We start from the raw sequence: 16,621 nt of genomic DNA on the forward strand, positions 1-16,621 counted from the left end.
GTGGGCCGGTGTCCCCGGGACGGGTGATTCTCCCGCCGCCGGGGTGACAGCCGGGATGTGCGCAGCGGCCCCGGGCAGCCGCGCGGCAGGGGTGCGGCGGTCACCAGGCGGGGCAAGGTAGCAGATCCGGGTCAGCTGCGCAGACTGGGCCGGAAGGGGCGAGCCGGTCTGCCACGATGGTTGGATGACCGACCCCGTTGAGTTCTTCGATGCCCGTGCGCTGCGCCTGGTCGAGGCTCCGATCCCTCCGCTGTCGACTGAGGAGCGGACAGCCATGGACCGGTTCTGGGACGAGTCGGTGGCTCTGCAGCCGGCCCTGTTCGACGGCCCGGCCGTGGCCTGCCTCGGTGTGGAGAACGCGGGCGCCGAGCTGCTGCTGTCCTGGGCCCGGGTCACCTACCGCTACCGGGCGCTGCGCCGTGTCGAGTCGTGCAGCTGGTTGCCGGCGTCGGTGTTCGTCACGGTGCTGCAGCCCGTCACGGAGGGCGGCCTGGTCGTCGGCCGGAGCTCGTCCGCCACAGCGTATCCGGGCCGTTGGGGGACGCCTGGCGGTTCAGCGGAGCCGCCGGCCGAGGGTGAAGTGCTCGACCTCGCCGGGCTGCGGCGGCACGCGGCGCAGGAGCTGGTGGAGGAGATCGGGGTGGTAGCCGATCCTGAGGACATGACGGTGTGGGCCGTGACCCGAGGCGAGCACGGCAATATCGGTGTGCACTTCCTGGCGCCCGCCGCGCCCACGGCGCTGGTGCTCAAGCACCACGAGGTCCTTGCGGAGGCGGAGCGTACGCGCGGCGCCGGACCCGAACTGGACCGGCTCACGGTGGTCCGCTCGGTGGAGAACGTCAAGAGCCTCGCCAGCACCGCGGACTTCCTGCCGCAGGTCGTCGCCCGCTACTTCCAGCAGCAGGCCGCAAGCCGCGCCTGACCCAGAGCACCCCTGTTCCTTGCCGGTGGCCGGCCGAGACCATCTCGGCCGGCCACCGGCCTGTGTGCCCGGCCGCAGTCCGTCAGCCCCCTTGTGAGCCCTGCCGTCGCCGCGGCGACGGCGCTGTGATGGCCTCCTGGCGCAGAGCAGCTGCGCCAGGACCACACACCTGGGGGACTCGATGACCGGACGCTCCCACCCGGCCGCCGCTCCGGCACCCGGCGACGGCCGCCCGGCCGCCCTTCCGCCGCTCCTGCCGGGCCTGACCTACCTCGCCGCAGCCCTGACCAGGACCGCCCTGCCCCCTGCCGGTGAGACGGCGTGGATCGAAGAGGAGGCGCAGGCCCTTCTCGCCGCCGAGCGCTTCGCCGCTCCCATCGCCCCACTGGCGACGCGCCGCCCCGGCCTGACCCTGGCGGACGCCTACCGGATCCAGTGGGCCGGAGCCAGGCTGCGAATCGAGGCCGGTGCCCGACCGGTCGGCCACAAGATCGGCCTCACCTCGGCGGCGATGCGCGAGCAGATGGGCATCGCCGAGCCGGACTCCGGCATCCTCCTGGACGACATGGTCGTGCCCGACGGCGGCACCGTGACCCTCGCCGACCTCGTGTCCCCGCGGATCGAGGCCGAGTTCGCCTTCCGGCTCGGCCGCGACCTGGCCGGGACCGCGGTGGACCTGGAGACGGCCCGGCGCAGCGTCGACCAAGTACAGGTCACCCTGGAAGTGATCGACACCCGGTACCGCGACTGGCAGATCACCCTGGCCGACAGCATCGCCGACAACGCGGCGTGCGCGCGGATCGTCACCGGCCCGCCCGTCGAGCTCCGCCCCGGGACGGACCTGCGCGAGCAACTCCTGAGCGTCACCGTCGACGACGAGCCGGCCGCCAGCGGGAGGGGCCGGGAAGTGCTCGGCGACCCGCTGGAAGCGGTGGCCTGGCTGGCCCGTCGCCTCGCAGCCTTCGGCACCGGCTTGAAGGCCGGGGACGTGGTGCTCGCCGGATCCGTCCACGCCAGCCTCCCGCTGCGCCCGGGCACGGAGATCCGCGCTGCCTGCGAGGGCCTGCCGCCGGTGACCGCCCACATCGTCTGACCACCAGGCCGGTCCGCCCCAGGCAGCGGCGGCGGCCGGCCCCACGCCATCACAGAATCGGGAAGGAACGACATGAACCAACCCACGAACCGGCTTCGGGCCGCGGTGCTCGGGACCGGCAAGATCGGCATGGACCTGGCCGAGCGGCTCGGCAAGTCCGCCGTGCTGGAGTGCGCGCTGATCGTCGGCCGCGACGAGACGTCGGTGGGCCTGCGCCGGGCCGCCGAGATGGGCCTGGCCACGGCGGCCGGAGGAATCGCCGCGTTCGTCGAGTCCGGGGAGCACTTCGACGTGGTCTTCGACGCGTCCAACGCGGCGGCGCACCGCGCCCACTGGGACGCGCTCGCCGCGACCGGCGCCGTGCTGGTGGACCTGACCCCCAGCAGCACCGGCACCCGCGTGGTGCCCACCGTCAACGGGGAGCAGGCCGTACGCGACTCCCGGCACTTCAGCATGATCAGCTGCGGCGGGCAGACCGCGATCCCTGTCCTCGCGGCCATCGCCGGCACCTGCACACCCGGTTACGTGGAGGTCGTGGCTACCGCCGCCACCGCCAGCACCGGCCGGGGCACCTGGCTGAACATCGACGAGTACCTCGCCACCACCCAGGCCGCCGTCACCGAACTCGCAACCGGCCCCAGCCGCGTCAAGGCCCTGCTCAACCTCAGCCCGGCGACCCCCGAGCCGCCGTTCCGGGTCCAGGTCACCGTGCTGGCACCCGACGCCGACCCGGTCGCGGTCCAGGACGCGGTGGCGGCGGCCGCCGACCGGGTTCGCGCCTACGCCCCGGGCTACACCGTCACTTCCTGCACCACCGCCGGCGGACGCATCGACGTGGCCCTGGAGGTCACCGCCCACAGCAGCCACCTTCCCTGGTACGCGGGCAACCTCGACATCATCAACGCCGCCGCGGTCCACATCGCCGAGCGCTGCGCCGCCACCCTGCACCTGGAAGGGGCCACCCGATGGACCAGCCAGTGACCCCGCCCCGCCCGGTCGTCCTCCACGACCCGACCCTGCGCGACGGCCACCACGCCGCGCGCCACCAGCTCGACGCCGGCCAGCTGCGCGCCTACGCCTCCGCCGCCGACCGGGCGGGCGTCCCCGTCGTCGAGGTCGGCCACGGCAACGGCCTCGGAGCGTCGTCCCTGCAGCTCGGCCGGGCCGCCCTGTCCGACGACGAGATGCTCACCGTCGTCCGCGAGGCCCTGACCACCAGCCGGATGGGGGTCTTCATGGCACCGGGCTGGGGCACCGGCGCCGATCTGACCAACGCGGTCCGGCGCGGGGCCGACGTGGTGCGCATCGCCGCGCACTGCTCCCAGGCCGCCGTCACCGAACGCCACCTGGACCTGCTGGGCGGCCTGCGTGTGGAGGCCCAGGCCGTCCTGCTGATGAGCCACATGGTCGGCCCGGCCGAACTCGCCGAGCAGTGTGCCCAGTTGGTCCGCTACGGCGCCCGGGCGGTCGGCATCATGGACTCCGCCGGCCACTACCTGCCCTCCGACGTCACGACCCGCATCACCGCCATCCGCGCGGCCATCGGCGCCGTGCCGGTCATCTTCCACGGCCACAACAACCTCGGCCTGGCGATGGCCAACTCGCTGGCCGCGGTCGACGCCGGGGCCACCGTCATCGACGGCTGCGCCCGCGGGTTCGGTGCCGGGGCCGGCAATACCCAGCTGGAGGTGCTGGCCGCCGTCCTGGACCGCACCGGACATGAGACCGGGATCGACCTGCACCAGTTGCTCGGCGCGGCCGACATCGCCGAGGCGTACCTGATGGACGCGCCGCCCACCATCGACTCGATCAGCCTGGTGTCCGGCCTGGCCGGTGTGTTCTCCGGGTTCAAGATCCCGGTTCTGGAGGCCGCCCGGCGCGGGGGAGTGGACCCGGTCGACGTCCTCTTCGAGCTCGGCCGCCGCCAGGTCGTCGCCGGCCAGGAGGACCAGATCCCCGCCGTCGTCCGCCGGCTGCAGCACACCTGACCGCATCGCCCGGCGCCGTCTCCCGGCGCCGGGTCCGTCCACCGAGAAGGAGCACCACATGCCCAGCACGACGACGCGGCCGAACCCCGGCCCCTGCCGGGACACGGCCGGTGACCAGCGGTGAGCGCGACCAGGTGGACCGCCCCGGGCGGTGCGTGGATCGTCACCCCCGCCGTCGCCGGGGACCGCTTCGCCAAGGCCCGTGAGAGCGGGGCCGCCGTCACCCTCGTCGACCTCGAAGACTCCGTCGCCCCCCAGCACAAGGACCTCGCCCGGGAACGGGCCGCCGACTTCTTCACCACTGCGGACCCCGCCGGGCCTCTGCCCGGCATCCGGATCAACAGCCTGCTTACCCTGACCGGGATCCGCGACCTGGCCGCCCTCACCGACTACCCCTGCCGCCCGCCGCTCGTCCTGCTCCCCAAGGTCGAATCGGCCCGCGACATCGAGATCGCCGCCGCAGCCCTGGACGCTGACGGCTACGCGCCGCAGATCTGGGCGCTGATTGAGACCCCGCGGGCCATCGACAAGGCGCCCTCCATCGTGGCCACCCCACGGCTGGCCGGAGTGCTGTTCGGCGCGGCCGACTACGCCGCGATCACCGGAGCGGGCCGCACCTGGCCGGCGCTGCTGCACGCCCGCTCGGTCCTGGCCAACAGCGCGGCCGCCGCCGGCATCGCGGCCGTCGACTCCCCCTGGTTCGAGCTCGGTGACACCGACGGGCTGCGCCGGGAGGCGGAGCTCGCCCGCGAGCTCGGCTTCACCGGCAAGGCCGCCGTCCACCCCAGCCAGGTCCCGGTCATCACCGAGGCGTTCCGGCCCACCGACGCCGAGCTCGCCCAGGCCCGGGCCATCGTCGACGCCCGCACCCACACCGGCTCGTCCATCACGAGCGTCCGCGGGCAGATGGTCGGCGCCCCGTTCTACGCCGCCGCCCAGGCCCTGACCGACCGGACCGACCACACACCCTGACCACCACCGTCGAAGGAGCCAGCACCATGGACACCACCACCTCCACCGCCGCCGCCGGCCCGCAGGGCTTCCGACAGATCGGCGAGAACCGGTACCGCGAGAACGTGGGAGCCGGCCTCGACGCCTTCACCCCCGGCATGGTGATCGAGCACCGGCCCAAGCGGACCGTCACCGAACTCGACCACGCCATGACCCTCGCCCTGACCGGCAACCCCGCCCCCGTCCACTCCGACGCCGAGTACTGCCGCACCACCGGCACCGGCCGCCCGCTGGTGTGCGGGATCGTCACCGTCGGCATCGTCATCGGCATGACCGTGCGCGCCACCAGTGGCCTGACCTCCGCCAACCTCGCCCTGGACGAGGTGCGCTTCACCGCCCCCGTCCACGTCGGCGACACCCTCAGCGCGACCTCGGAGATCCTCGCGTCCCGGCCCTCGGCCAGCCGGCCCGAGCACGGCATCGTGACGTGCCGCATCACCGGCCACAACCAGCACGGCGAGCAGGTGGTCACCGCGACCCGGACCTTCTTCGTCCCCACCGACGCGCAGCCCCTGCGCGACTCCACCGGCTACTGAGAGGCCCGCGATGACCGAGCGAACCCTGTACATCCAGGCCGAGCGCGGCCTACTGGACGAGTACGACAACCTCGCCACCCGCAGCTACGGCCACCCCGTCCCGGCCGTCCGCCAGCTCGCCTGCCACGTCGACACCCGCATCGCGGTACGAGGCGGCAAGGTCGTCGCCGGCGGACTCGGCTTCCTCGCCGGCCAGCACTTCGGCGGCCGGCCCGTGCCCACCGCCTGCCTGGGATCGGGCTGCGTCGCCCCTGAGGAACGCGGCCAGCAGCTGGCGGTGCGGATGCTGGAGGAGAGAATCCGCCCCCTGCGCGACCAGGGCGCGGTCCTCGCCACCGTCTGGACCGCCCTGACCGGCTACGCCCGCCGGATGGACTGGCACGCACCCGCCCCGGCGGCCACCTGGGAGGTTGCCGCAGACGCGCTGCACCGCGCCTTCGACCCCGGCGACCTGCGGATCGAGCACGGCGTCTCCCCGGCCGGGGAGGCGCTGCGCGCCGCCCTCGCCCGGGACTGGAACGGGCCGCTGTCCCGGCCCACCTGGTGGGGCGACTTCCTGCGCGAGCACCACGACGCCCAGACCTACGAGTTCACCCCGCCGCACGCCGACGCCCCCAGCGGGCAGCTGACCCTGGCCACCACCCGCGATCCGGAGCGCGGCGCCCGCCTGAGCGTCCACGGCTTCTGGGCGGCCGAGCCGGCCACCGCCACCGCGATGATGGCCTTCCTAGGCCGCTGGGACACCCGGGTTACCACCGTGCAGTTCCAGCGCACCGGCCTGTTGCCGTTCCCCCTGCTGCTGCACCACCTGCCCCGCAGCACCAGTCTGGTCACCCACGCCCAGCCGCCGTGGATGCTGCGCATCCTGGACCTGGAACAAGCGGTGCGACTGCGCGGCTGGCCGGGCGATGTCGACCTGCGAGTCGGAGTCGAGATCGGCAGTCCGGATGGCACGGAGTCCGGGACCTACCTGCTGGAGATCAGCAAGGGTCAGGCCGAGCTGACCCCGGCTCCGGCGCCCGAGGTCGAGGTGGTCTTCACCCGGGGCCAGTTCACCCTCTGGTACGCCGGGGCTTTCCGCAGCGTCGCCGCTGCCCGCCTCGCGGGGGTCTGCGGAGAGCCGCAGTCCCTGGCCGCCCTGATCGGCGCCACCTGCGAGCGGGAGCCCTGGCTCACCGAGCACTTCTGACACCTCCGCCCGCCGGAACCCCGTCTGTCCCACCGGTCACTGACGGCGGGACAGACGGGGTTCCGGCGGCGCCACACTGGGGACGACACCGTCAAGGGGAGCGGCAGGGGGACGAACATGACACGAACACCGGAAGGCGACTCCGGACTGAAACGCGAGCGCACCGCACGCGGATGGACGCTGGACCACGCGGCGGCCAAACTCAACACCCTCACCGGCGGCGCGACCGACGCCAGCCTGATGAGCGCGTGGGAATCCGGGCGCCGCCGCACCGGCCAGACGAACCGGCGGGGACTGTGCACGCTGTACCGGCAGCGGTCCGAGGTGCTGTTCGCCCACCAGGACGGCACCGCCGCCAGCACCCTGGAGCAGACCGGCACCGACGTGGTGCAGCGTGTACTGACCCGCTGGGCGGACCTGGTGGAGGCCATGGTCGAGGTCGCCGACACCGCGCAGGAGTGGCTGGTCGTCACCGGCAGCCGCTCCCGGGAGAAGTCCTACCTGGCCGCGATCGAGACCGCCGTCGCCCAGGTCCCCGACCTGGTGCACTACCGCGTCCTCTACGGCCCGCCCCGCCATTCCGAACTCACCGCCCACCTGCTGCGACTGCTGGAGCTGCGCGACCCGCGCGAGCGCCGCAACGGCCACCCCACCCTGCGGATCGGCGTGGTGGAGCAGCCGGCCGCGATGGAGCGGTTCTTCGTCGCCTCCGAGTCCCGGGCGGTGATCCCGCTGCCGTCGCTGCACGGCTCGGACGGCTTCGACTCCGGAATCGTTGCCGGTCCCGAGGCTGCGATCGGACTGGTTCAGCACGGCCGCGAGGCCTGCGCGTCGGCCCGGCTGATTCAGACACCGGAAGCAGTGCTCGCGCTCACCGCGCGCGAGCAGCACCACGGCGTAGGAGGAACGTGAGCGAGAACCTGCTGGACGCGGCACAGGGCCGGACGGCCTCGGTCGTCGACCTGGCGCAGCAGCTGGTGCGGGTGCCCAGCCGCGGCGGCATCGACGACTACGGGCCCGTCCTGGACATCTTGGAGACGTGGCTGACCCGCTACCGGCTCCCGCACCGCCGGCTTCACAGCCCGGACGGGGACCTGGTCGCCCTGGTGGTGGAGATCGAGGGGGGCCGGCCCGGCCCGTGGTGGACCTTGGACGCCTGCCTCGACACCGCCCCGTTCGGAGACGAGAGCGCCTGGAGCTTCCCGCCGACGTCGGGCGACATCGAACAGGACTGGCTGCTCGGCCGGGGTAGCGCCGATTCCAAGCTCGCGGCCGCGACGTTCGTCCACATCGCCGCTGACGTCCACGCCCGCGCCCACGAGCTGTCCGGCGGACTCGCGGTGCTCCTGGACGTCGACGAGCACACCGGGCACTTCGGCGGCGCCCTCGCCTACCTCGCCGACCCCGACATCCCCCGCCCCGAAGGCGTGATGATCGGCTACCCCGGGCTGGACGAAGTCGTCGTCGGCGGCCGCGGGCTCTGGCGCGCCCACGTCCGCGTCCACGGCGACTCCGGCCACTCCGGCTCCAGCCGGCCAACGGTCGGAGCGATGTCCCGCGCCGCCCGCCTCATCCGCACCCTGGACGACACCAACCTCCCAGCCCCCGCCGACGGCGACCCGTTCCCGCTACCGCCCAAGCTCACCGTCACCGCCGGCCACGGCGGCGAGGGCTTCTCCCTCGTCCCCGACCTGTGCACCCTGAACATCGACATCCGCCTCACCCCCGCCTTCGGCGCCGACGACGCCCGCACCCTGGTCCACGACGCCGTCACCGCCCTCGACCGCGACCACCCCACCCGCCACCCCACCGAGACCGACATCATCGCCATCTGGCCGCCCTTCCAGCTCGGCCCCGGCCAGGAACCCGGTGCCGCCCTGCTGCGCGCGGCCAAGGAAGCAGGCCTCGACCCACGCCCGAAGACCGCCGGACCCTCCAACATCGGCAACCTGCTCGCCGGCCACGGCATCGCCGCCACCGCCGGCTTCGGCGTCCCCTACGTCGGCCTCCACGGCATCGACGAACGCGCCCACCTCACCGGACTGCCCAAGGTCTACGCCGTCTACCACCAAACCGTCCTCGACCTGCTGCGCCCGGTCTGACGTCCCACCTACGTCCCAGATCCGTTCCACCCGGGATACCAGAAACAGCCCAGACACAGCCCTGGTCGCGCAGGGCCTCACGGCGGTCCCCTGGTTGGTGCCGGCCGCGATGCGGCTCCGGCGCCAGCCCGGACCGAGGGAGCACCGCCGTGAACCAGGCACAGACCCCGAAGCAGCCGAACACGAAGCTGGCCGACTTCCTGGCCACGTACAACATCAGCCGCAAGGCCCTGGCCTACCTCGTCAACCAGATCGGAGCGGCCGAAGGCCACCGGAGCGCCTACACGCACTCCAGCGTGGGCAACTGGCTGGCCGGTATGCGCCCCAAGGACCCCGCCCCGCGCTTCATCGCCGCCGCGCTCGCCCGACGGGTCGGCCGGCTCGTTGACGCCGAAGAGATCGGTATGGGCGCGCCGCGCGCTGCCAGCGCCCAACTGGGATGGGATTTCCCCAGGGACCGGACCGACGCCATCCGAGGCGTCATGGACTACTGGAGCTCCAGCACAGTGAACCGACGCAGCTTCCTGAGCGGCGGCAGCTTCACCGCCGCCGCCTACACCACCCCCGTCACCCGCTGGGTCGTCGCCCCCTCCGACCGCACCGCCGAGCACACCAACGGCGGACGACGGGTCGGCCGCACCGACCTTACCGACCTGTGGGAAGCCGCCGACCAGGCCCGCCAGTGGGACTCGAAGTTCGGCGGCGGGGACTGGCGCTCCAGCTCGGTGAGCCAGTGCCTCACCCACCAGGCCATCCCGCTGCTCGAAGGCACCTACACCGAAGAGGTCGGCCGCGAGCTGTTCTCCGCTACCGCCGAACTCGCCCGGGTCGTCGCCTGGTCAGCGTTCGACAGCGGCCAGCACGTGGTCGCCCAGCAGCACTTCATTCAGGCGCTGCGCCTGGCGAAGGCCGGCGCGGACATCGAGATGGGCGCCTACGTGATGGCCACGATGGCGCTCCAGAGCATGCTGCAGGGGCACCCGGACCAAGCCGTCGACATGTCCCAGGGCGCCTACGAGCGCGCGAAAGGCCATGCGGCACCCCGCGTCCTGGCATTCGCCAAGCTCGCCGAAGCCCGAGCCCACGGCCGCCTTGGTGACGCCGCGTCCGCCAGTGCCGCCCTCGGCCGGTCCGAAGACCTTCTCGCGCAGATCCGCCCCGGCAGCCGCGACCCTCAGTGGCTCGACTACTTCACCGAGGCCCGCATCGCCGCCGACGCCACCGAGGTCTTCCGCGACCTGGGCAAGCCCACGGCCGCCCTGCAGTGGAACACCCGTGCCGAGAGCATGCCGTCGGGGCGGTTCACGCGAGCCACCGGCATCCGCCTCGCCGTCGTCGCCACCACTCACCTCCAGAGCCGGGATCTCGACCAGGGCCTGAATACCGCCAACGAGGCAGCCGACATCCTGGCCAGGGTCAATTCCAACCGCGCCACCGCCTACCTGGCCAAGGTCACCCAGGCACTGACGCCCTGGAGCGACGAACCCGGAGCTCGCGAGTTCACCCACCGCGTCACCCAGCCCACAGCCGCAGCAAGCTGACCGCCGCGCCGACGACCGTGCTGCCGTTCCTGTCAGCCGTCGTGGACGGGCGACCGGCGAGGCCCCTGTCCGCCACCATCGCAACCGCCAACGAACAGAGGACCACATGACCTCCGACCTGCAACCCGCCGGCACGGCAGCTCTGATCTTCGAGACCGGCACCCTGCGGGACATCCACCGCACCGGCTGGGGCTACGACGGCATCAAGGACGCCGAGACCGTCGCCGAGCACAGCCACCGCACCACCGTCATCGGCATCATCCTGGCCGCCATGGAAGGTGCTGACCCCGCCCGCACGGCCCTGCTGTGCGCCCTCCATGACCTACACGAGACCCGCATCGGCGACCTGACGCCCCTAACCCGCCGCTACGTCACCGCCGCCGACCCCCGCACCGTCACCGCCGACCAGGTCGCCGCCGCCCACCCCGCCGTCCGCGAGGTGCTCACCGAAGCCGTCAACGAACACGAGGACCGCCTCACCCCGGAGGCCGACTGCGCCCACGACGCCGACAAGCTGGACTGCCTGATCCGCGCCGTCGAGTACCGCGCTCAGGGCCATGCGGCGGTCCAGGGGAAGATCGACCGCTGCCGCGCCGCGCTCAAGACCCGTGCCGCCCGGGCACTCGCCGATGCCGCGCTCGGGGCGGACCCGGCCGACTGGCAGCGCAACTTCGAGCGGGTCCTGGCCGCCCACGGCGGCTGACCGACCGGAACACGCTCTACGCAGCTTTGAGCGCGGTTGCCAGCTCAGGCGTGGTCGGACTCGAAGACGTCCTCACAAGCCCTGCGGTCGGAGACACCGTCGAAAGTGACGCAGAGGCGGCCGTCGAACTCGAACCATCCCCACTCGGCGCTGAGGCTATCGCCGTGCCGGGTCGCCTTCTGGGCGTAGTGGACTTCGCGGCCGTCCAGGTAGAGGTGCGCGGTGCGTTCCTTCACGCTGCCGGGCGGGTTGGTCCAGATGGCCACGGCCTTGTCGACATGCGCCCCAACGCCCTCGACCCGGATGCAGACCTGGGGGCCGCCACGGTGAGTGCAGGCACTCGCCGAGCGGGTGGCGGCCTCGGCCTGGGGGCCGGTGAAGGCGGAGATGAGGATGACGGCGGCGGCCGCCGCAGCAGTGCGGCGCATGGACACTCCCTGGCTGGTGATCATGGGTGCCCGGGTCAACGTCCGAAGTAGCGATCAGGTCGCGGGCGAAGCAGCCCGTTCACCCAAGTGCTGCACGCTGCCGACCGTCGGCCGCCCGGGACTGCGCCACCCGGAATGTCGCAAGTCCTTGACACAAATGTCGTGACCTTCAGACATTCCGTAGGCCGAACGTTCCCTCAGCGGGACACCACATGCTCCGAGGCACCACTTGCTGCGCCCAGCACTACGGGCTGACCCAGCGGTCGTGGACGTCGGGCACCGTGGCGGACTTGAGCATCTGGTGCCGCACTCCGCCCTCGATCGCCGCAGCCGCCGGCCGGGGAACGACGACGATCCCGTCGATCAGCTCCATGGCGCGCCGGTAGGCAACCTGCCGCTCGACGTCGGCCACCCCAGCGCCCAACGCGGTGCGTAGTAGCCGCTGGGCCTGCTCGACGGCCGTCCGCTCCCGCTCCGGCAGCCGAGAGATGCCGACCCTGCGGGCGTGACGGTCGGCGATCTCCCACGCGATTTCCAAGGCGGTCACGGCCCGGCCGTACGCGGCGGCGCCGTCGGTGCTGCTGTCGGTTCGGGCGTCACTCGCCGCGGCGAGCGCGTGCACAAGGTCGGCGGTCTCCTGCACGGCAACGTCCGCCAGGGCCGGCCGGTCCAGGACCGCGAGGATGTCGGTGGTGAACTCGCCGTAGGCCTGCAGCACGGCATCGTGCCGGGCCTCGATCCGGTGACGCCGCAGCTGGGCGGCCCGAAGTTTGCTGCGGCGCTTCCTCACCGCTGTCACGACCGCGACCAGCCCCACCACCGCAACGAGGCCGCCGGCGACCAGTCCGATCGTGCCCCAGGGCAGGTCGGCTACGGTGCCGTCGGGCGGCAGCGGAGCCGACCTGGCGTCAGCCTTGTCCTCCAGCGCTTCCCCGACGCTCTTCGACCCCTCTGCGACCACCGGCACCAAAGACGAGGCCACCACGGGGAGTAGCAGGACTAGCCCTACGGCGACGAGCACCTTGGCGACGGACAAGCTCCCGAGCCCCTGGTAGCTCCGCCAGGCCATGCGGCCCAGCACGCCCACAGCGGCCACGACGCCCAGGAGCATGCCGATCCACTGAAGCCACTCGGCGGCGTTCTGAGCCATCTCCGGCACTTCCTTCAACAAGACGGGGAACGGAACGGCCACGCTGTCCCACGCCGCTGCTACCGCTGGCGAACCTTCGGCCCGGACCCACTGATACCACGTCGGACGGACACCCCGACCGTCACCGGCCCGGCGAGGCCGACTGACGGCCCAGGCGACGCTGCGCCTGCTCGGCGACCGGATCGAACGACATCTCGGCACGCGGACCGCCGATGGCGGGCCGGGGCTCGATGCCGGCCTCGGCGATGAGGTCGGCGAGCACTCCGCCCGCCCGCTTGGCCGTCCGAATCGCCAGCAGGGTCAGGTCGTCCATGTCGACCCCCGGCAGCGGGGTGAGCGCCACCTTGGGGGAGACGGCCGGGCCGGGCACCGGCAGAGGTGGGAGAGGATGCCGCGCAGAACGGTGCCGGCGGGCGTAGGCGTCGTCGGCACTCACCTGGGGAAGCTCGACCGGCGCGCCGGCCCGGAACGTCCGCGTCAGGCTGGGGTGCTCCAGGTCGGCGACACCGGCCAGGAAGTCAGCGGCCGACCGCCCGCGCAGAAGAAGGAGCGCCAACGGGTCGGTGTCCAGGACCCGGGCGGTCTGGAGGAGCGCGGCGGCAGCGTGCTTGCACAAGGCACTGCGGGCCGTGCAGCCGCACTCGGGGAACACGTCCTCCGGATCGGGCAGCAGGGGGAGATCGTGCCGCTCGGCCTCCATGATCAGCCGCTCGGTGATCTCGGCGCCGGTCATCTGCGCCCACCGCAAGGGCAGAGCCCGGGCGATGTGGGTCAGGTCCCGCCACTGCTGCGGGGGCAAGCACGGGACGTCCACCGTGACCCGGGTCTCCCAGTCCCGCTGGTCCCACGGCGACGTCTCCTCCTCGGAGGCGAAGGCGCAGCGGATGGTGCCGATCCGCTGCGCCCGGTAGGTGTCGTGCGGGGCGAGGTTGATGGAGATCGAGGTGACCTGGGCGGACCGGCTGTAGGAGCGGGCGCGGACGAGCCGGGTGCGGGTGACCGGGTCCGCGGTCAGCGCGCTGAGCCAGGCCTGGCCGACGGCGCTGGCGGCATCGGCCTTGCCGTCGAGTGGGGGGACCGGGGTGAAGTTCCGGTTGTAGGCGGCGGAGTGGGCGAGGCTCACGGGTGCCTGCGCAGGGTGACCAGGTCGGCCAGCTGCCGGTCGTCGAGCTCGCTGAAGCCGCCGTCGCCGCTGGCGAGCACCAGGTCGGCCAGGCGGCGTTTGTCGGCCAGTACCTTCATGATGTTGTCCTCCATCGTGCCGGTGGTGACCAGCCGGTGGACCTGGACGGTTTGCGTCTGTCCGATCCGGTAGGCGCGATCGCTGGCCTGGTCCATCACCGCAGGGTTGTACCACTGGTCCATCTGGACGACGTGCCCGGCCTTGGTGAGGGTGAGCCCGTTGCCGGCCGCGCGCAGCGAGAGCAGGAACACGGGGAAACGGCCCTCCTGGAAGCGGTCGACCAGCTTGGTGCGCTGCTTGGCCGAGAGCTGGCCGTGCAGGAGCTCGTGGCCGACGTCCCGGGAGGCAAGGTGCTCGGCGAGAAGCTTGGCCATCCGCACGTACTGGGTAAAGACCAGCACCGACTGGCCCTCGGGGATGATGACGTCCAGAAGCTCGTCGAGAAGCGCCACCTTGCCGGACCGCTCGGCGAAGGTGCGCCCAGCCGGGTTGTCCTCGTCCTGCAGGTACAGGGCCGGGTGCAGGCAGATCTGCCGCAACGAGGTGAGGAGCTTGAACACCAGGCCCTTGCGGGCGATGCCCTCGGTCGTGGCGATCAGCTCCAGGTGCTCGCGGACGACCGCCTCGTACAGGGCGATCTGCTCCGTCGTCAGGTCCACCGGCCTGTCAGTCTCGATCTTGGGCGGGAGATCCGGGGCGATCAACGGGTCGCTCTTGAGGCGGCGCAGGACGAAGGGGCCGGTCAGGGCCCGGAGTCGGGCGGCGGCGACTTCGTCGCCTTCGGCCTCGATCGGGCGGGAGTAGCGGGTGCGGAAGCTGCGGTCCGATCCGAGCAGGCCGGGCAAGGTGATGTCCATGATGGACTTCAGGTCGGCGAGCTTGTTCTCCACCGGGGTCCCGGTCAGTGCTACCCGCGCCTGGGCGGGGACGGCCCGCACGGCCCGCGAGACGTTGGTGTGCGGATTCTTCGCGAGCTGGGCTTCGTCGAGGACCTCCAGCGACCAGGTCCGGGCGCTGAGCGCGTCCAGGCGTCGGTGCAGGGTGGTGTAGGTGGTCAGCACCACGGCGTCATCGGGCAGGTTCTCGGGCAGCTGTTCGGGGCCGTGTACGCGGCGGACCGGGATGTGGGGTGCGAATCTGTTCAGCTCGGCTGTCCATGATCCAAGTACGGTTGCCGGGCAGACGACCAGCGCCGGTCCGGCCGTATCCGTGTTCTCCTGCCGGGAGAGGTGCAGGGCGATCACCTGCAGTGTCTTGCCCAGGCCCATGTCGTCGGCGAGCACCGCTCCCAGCCCGGCACCGGTCAGTTGCTGTAGCCACGCCAGGCCGACTTCCTGGTACGGGCGCAGGGTCGCGTTCAGCGTGGCCGGGATGGCCGGCGCCCGGTCGCGGGCCCCGGCCAGTGTCCGGCGCAGCCGGCCGAGCCAGCCGTCCACCGGGGCGAGGTCGAACGCCTCGCCGTCCGGGCCGTCGAACTTGCCGGTGATCGCGGCGGCAAGTCCTTCGACACCGGTCAGGCCCGCGTGGCGTCGGCGGCGGAGCTTGGCGGCCAGCGCCGCGTCCACCCGCACCCACCGGTCGCGGAGCCTGACGAACGGGCGCTGGGCCGTGACGAGCCTGTCCAGCTCGGCGGCAGTGAGCTCCCTGCCGCCCAAGGCGACCCGCCACCGGAAGTCCAACAGCTTGTCCTCGCTCATCAGGCCGCCCGGCATCGCCGAGCCCGGGCTCTTGGTGGAGAGCACCGCGCTCATGGTCAGGGCCCGGACCACGTCGCGCGGGAGCAGAACGTCGCAACCGGCTGCCGCGAGGGCCGCGGCAGGCTCGCCGAGCAGGTCGTCCACGTCCTCGGCGGACAGGTCGAGCCAGGCCAGCCCGGGGTGGTCGATGAACTCCTCCAGCGGGGGCCACACCTCGGCCGCGGTGTGCAGGGCCACCTGGGCGTGCAGCCGGACCAGGTCGAGCCCGGGGTCCGCGCCCTCGCCCCACAGTTCTGCCGCGTCCAGCAACGCCTCGTCGGGGCCTGTCCGGCGGACCTGCAGAACGGCCCGGACACCGAACGGCCCGTCGTCGTCGATCTCGACCCGCAGCGAGATCCGAGCCAGCGGCACCGCGGCGGGCACACTGTGCAGGGCGAGCTGCGGCACGTGCTGGACCGGCAGGGCTGCGAAGAGGGGCGTACCGGTGCGCTCCTCCGCGTCGGGCGTGCGGACGAAGGCATCGACGACCGCGTCCAGGTACGCCCGGAGAAGGAACGCTGGCTCGGGCATCAGGGGCCGTCCGAACCGCATGTCCTGCTGGAAGAGGACGGCGTGGGCCGTCGGCGGCATCGCCTGAGCAAGGGCGGCGAGCGTCGCCAGTTCGTCCTTCGTCTGCGGCACGCACCGCCAGGTGTCGAATCCGGCGGCTGTCACGCCCACGTCTATCCGGCCCCGGGCGACCAGCTCCAACGCGAACAGCGCCGCCGCGCCCCAGAACTGGCTCGCCTCGTCCCCGGTCCCCTCCAGTCGGGCCCGGGCGAGTACCGGCAGGGCCGCGCCTACCGGCATCGACCAGTACGAGACCGACGAAGTACGCACCCCCTCGCGATGCTGACGCGCCACGGCGACGGTGTGCCCCGCGAAGAACTCCGCCCCTGCGGGCGGCTCGTCCGGAACCACCGCCAGCGCATGGGACCGCCAGAAGATCAACCGGCCGAGCCTCGGCGGGTCAGCCGGCTCGAACGACGCCGGCCACTCCGTCAGGTCGGTGCTGCTCACCGCAATTTCTCCCTCGCTG

The 16,621-nt window shown here is 72.5% G+C and carries 15 protein-coding genes; 11 read left to right on the forward strand and 4 right to left on the reverse strand.

Annotated features, from left to right (window positions below; all coding sequences use genetic code 11):
• Nucleotides 1-184: 184 nt before the first annotated feature.
• The 11 genes from ACIRPK_RS26800 (at nucleotide 185) to ACIRPK_RS26850 (ending at nucleotide 11,085) form a co-directional block, all read left to right on the forward strand.
• Nucleotides 185-922, forward strand: coding sequence for an NUDIX hydrolase (locus ACIRPK_RS26800; RefSeq protein ID WP_403042625.1), 738 nt, complete (start codon nucleotides 185-187; stop codon nucleotides 920-922).
• Nucleotides 923-1,103: 181 nt separating this feature from the next.
• A complete protein-coding gene (locus tag ACIRPK_RS26805; RefSeq protein WP_403042628.1) occupies nucleotides 1,104-2,015 on the forward strand; it encodes a 2-keto-4-pentenoate hydratase in 912 nt (303 codons plus the stop codon).
• Between the two features lie 72 nt (nucleotides 2,016-2,087).
• Nucleotides 2,088-2,996, forward strand: a complete 909-nt coding sequence (locus ACIRPK_RS26810; RefSeq protein ID WP_403042631.1) for an acetaldehyde dehydrogenase (acetylating) — start codon at nucleotides 2,088-2,090, stop codon at nucleotides 2,994-2,996.
• Nucleotides 2,981-4,003, forward strand: a complete 1,023-nt coding sequence (gene dmpG / locus ACIRPK_RS26815) for a 4-hydroxy-2-oxovalerate aldolase (protein WP_403042633.1) — start codon at nucleotides 2,981-2,983, stop codon at nucleotides 4,001-4,003. The genes ACIRPK_RS26810 and dmpG overlap by 16 nt, the downstream gene beginning before the upstream one ends.
• Before the next feature lie 120 nt (nucleotides 4,004-4,123).
• Nucleotides 4,124-4,975 carry an HpcH/HpaI aldolase/citrate lyase family protein gene (locus ACIRPK_RS26820; RefSeq protein WP_403042636.1) on the forward strand — a complete coding sequence of 284 codons (852 nt, stop codon included), beginning with the start codon at nucleotides 4,124-4,126 and terminating at the stop codon, nucleotides 4,973-4,975.
• 26 nt (nucleotides 4,976-5,001) lie between these two features.
• Nucleotides 5,002-5,550, forward strand: coding sequence for a MaoC family dehydratase (locus ACIRPK_RS26825; RefSeq protein ID WP_403042638.1), 549 nt, complete (start codon nucleotides 5,002-5,004; stop codon nucleotides 5,548-5,550).
• 10 nt (nucleotides 5,551-5,560) lie between these two features.
• Nucleotides 5,561-6,739, forward strand: a complete 1,179-nt coding sequence (gene eis / locus ACIRPK_RS26830; protein WP_403042640.1) for an enhanced intracellular survival protein Eis — start codon at nucleotides 5,561-5,563, stop codon at nucleotides 6,737-6,739.
• A gap of 117 nt (nucleotides 6,740-6,856) precedes the next feature.
• A complete protein-coding gene (locus ACIRPK_RS26835) occupies nucleotides 6,857-7,651 on the forward strand; it encodes an XRE family transcriptional regulator (protein ID WP_403042643.1) in 795 nt (264 codons plus the stop codon).
• Nucleotides 7,648-8,841, forward strand: a complete 1,194-nt coding sequence (locus ACIRPK_RS26840; RefSeq protein WP_403042645.1) for a M20 family metallopeptidase — start codon at nucleotides 7,648-7,650, stop codon at nucleotides 8,839-8,841. Before ACIRPK_RS26835 ends, ACIRPK_RS26840 begins: the two co-directional genes overlap by 4 nt.
• Before the next feature lie 149 nt (nucleotides 8,842-8,990).
• Nucleotides 8,991-10,382, forward strand: coding sequence for a sporulation protein (locus tag ACIRPK_RS26845; RefSeq protein ID WP_403042647.1), 1,392 nt, complete (start codon nucleotides 8,991-8,993; stop codon nucleotides 10,380-10,382).
• A gap of 106 nt (nucleotides 10,383-10,488) precedes the next feature.
• Entirely contained in the window at nucleotides 10,489-11,085 is a 597-nt protein-coding gene (locus ACIRPK_RS26850) for an HD family hydrolase (RefSeq protein WP_403042649.1), read from the forward strand.
• A 44-nt stretch (nucleotides 11,086-11,129) separates the two neighbouring features.
• Here ACIRPK_RS26850 and ACIRPK_RS26855 read toward each other — a convergent pair whose 3' ends face one another.
• From ACIRPK_RS26855 to ACIRPK_RS26870, 4 genes are all read right to left on the reverse strand, one after another.
• Nucleotides 11,130-11,513, reverse strand: a complete 384-nt coding sequence (locus ACIRPK_RS26855; RefSeq protein WP_403042650.1) for a hypothetical protein — start codon at nucleotides 11,511-11,513, stop codon at nucleotides 11,130-11,132.
• Between the two features lie 244 nt (nucleotides 11,514-11,757).
• The gene (locus tag ACIRPK_RS26860) at nucleotides 11,758-12,663 is read right to left on the reverse strand and encodes a hypothetical protein (RefSeq protein ID WP_403042652.1); all 906 of its coding nucleotides are present in this window, start codon (nucleotides 12,661-12,663) and stop codon (nucleotides 11,758-11,760) included.
• 121 nt (nucleotides 12,664-12,784) lie between these two features.
• On the reverse strand, nucleotides 12,785-13,786 hold the full coding sequence (locus ACIRPK_RS26865) for a hypothetical protein (RefSeq protein WP_403042653.1): 1,002 nt from the start codon (nucleotides 13,784-13,786) through the stop codon (nucleotides 12,785-12,787).
• Entirely contained in the window at nucleotides 13,783-16,602 is a 2,820-nt protein-coding gene (locus ACIRPK_RS26870; RefSeq protein ID WP_403042656.1) for a DEAD/DEAH box helicase, read from the reverse strand. The genes ACIRPK_RS26865 and ACIRPK_RS26870 overlap by 4 nt, the downstream gene beginning before the upstream one ends.
• Nucleotides 16,603-16,621: the final 19 nt, after the last annotated feature.

The sequence above is a fragment of the Kitasatospora sp. NPDC101801 genome, from assembly GCF_044766665.1.
In the GTDB taxonomy this organism is placed as follows: Bacteria; Actinomycetota; Actinomycetes; order Streptomycetales; family Streptomycetaceae; genus Kitasatospora.

Bases quoted from the DNA above. Each gene is read 5' to 3' on its own strand.
- ACIRPK_RS26825 (WP_403042638.1), top strand. From the start codon at position 5,002: ATGGACACCACCACCTCCACCGCCGCCGCCGGCCCGCAGGGCTTCCGA.
- dmpG (WP_403042633.1), top strand. From the start codon at position 2,981: ATGGACCAGCCAGTGACCCCGCCCCGCCCGGTCGTCCTCCACGACCCG.
- eis (WP_403042640.1), top strand. From the start codon at position 5,561: ATGACCGAGCGAACCCTGTACATCCAGGCCGAGCGCGGCCTACTGGAC.
- ACIRPK_RS26835 (WP_403042643.1), top strand. From the start codon at position 6,857: ATGACACGAACACCGGAAGGCGACTCCGGACTGAAACGCGAGCGCACC.
- ACIRPK_RS26800 (WP_403042625.1), top strand. From the start codon at position 185: ATGACCGACCCCGTTGAGTTCTTCGATGCCCGTGCGCTGCGCCTGGTC.
- ACIRPK_RS26810 (WP_403042631.1), top strand. From the start codon at position 2,088: ATGAACCAACCCACGAACCGGCTTCGGGCCGCGGTGCTCGGGACCGGC.
- ACIRPK_RS26860 (WP_403042652.1), bottom strand. From the start codon at position 12,663: ATGGCTCAGAACGCCGCCGAGTGGCTTCAGTGGATCGGCATGCTCCTG.
- ACIRPK_RS26850 (WP_403042649.1), top strand. From the start codon at position 10,489: ATGACCTCCGACCTGCAACCCGCCGGCACGGCAGCTCTGATCTTCGAG.
- ACIRPK_RS26805 (WP_403042628.1), top strand. From the start codon at position 1,104: ATGACCGGACGCTCCCACCCGGCCGCCGCTCCGGCACCCGGCGACGGC.
- ACIRPK_RS26855 (WP_403042650.1), bottom strand. From the start codon at position 11,513: ATGCGCCGCACTGCTGCGGCGGCCGCCGCCGTCATCCTCATCTCCGCC.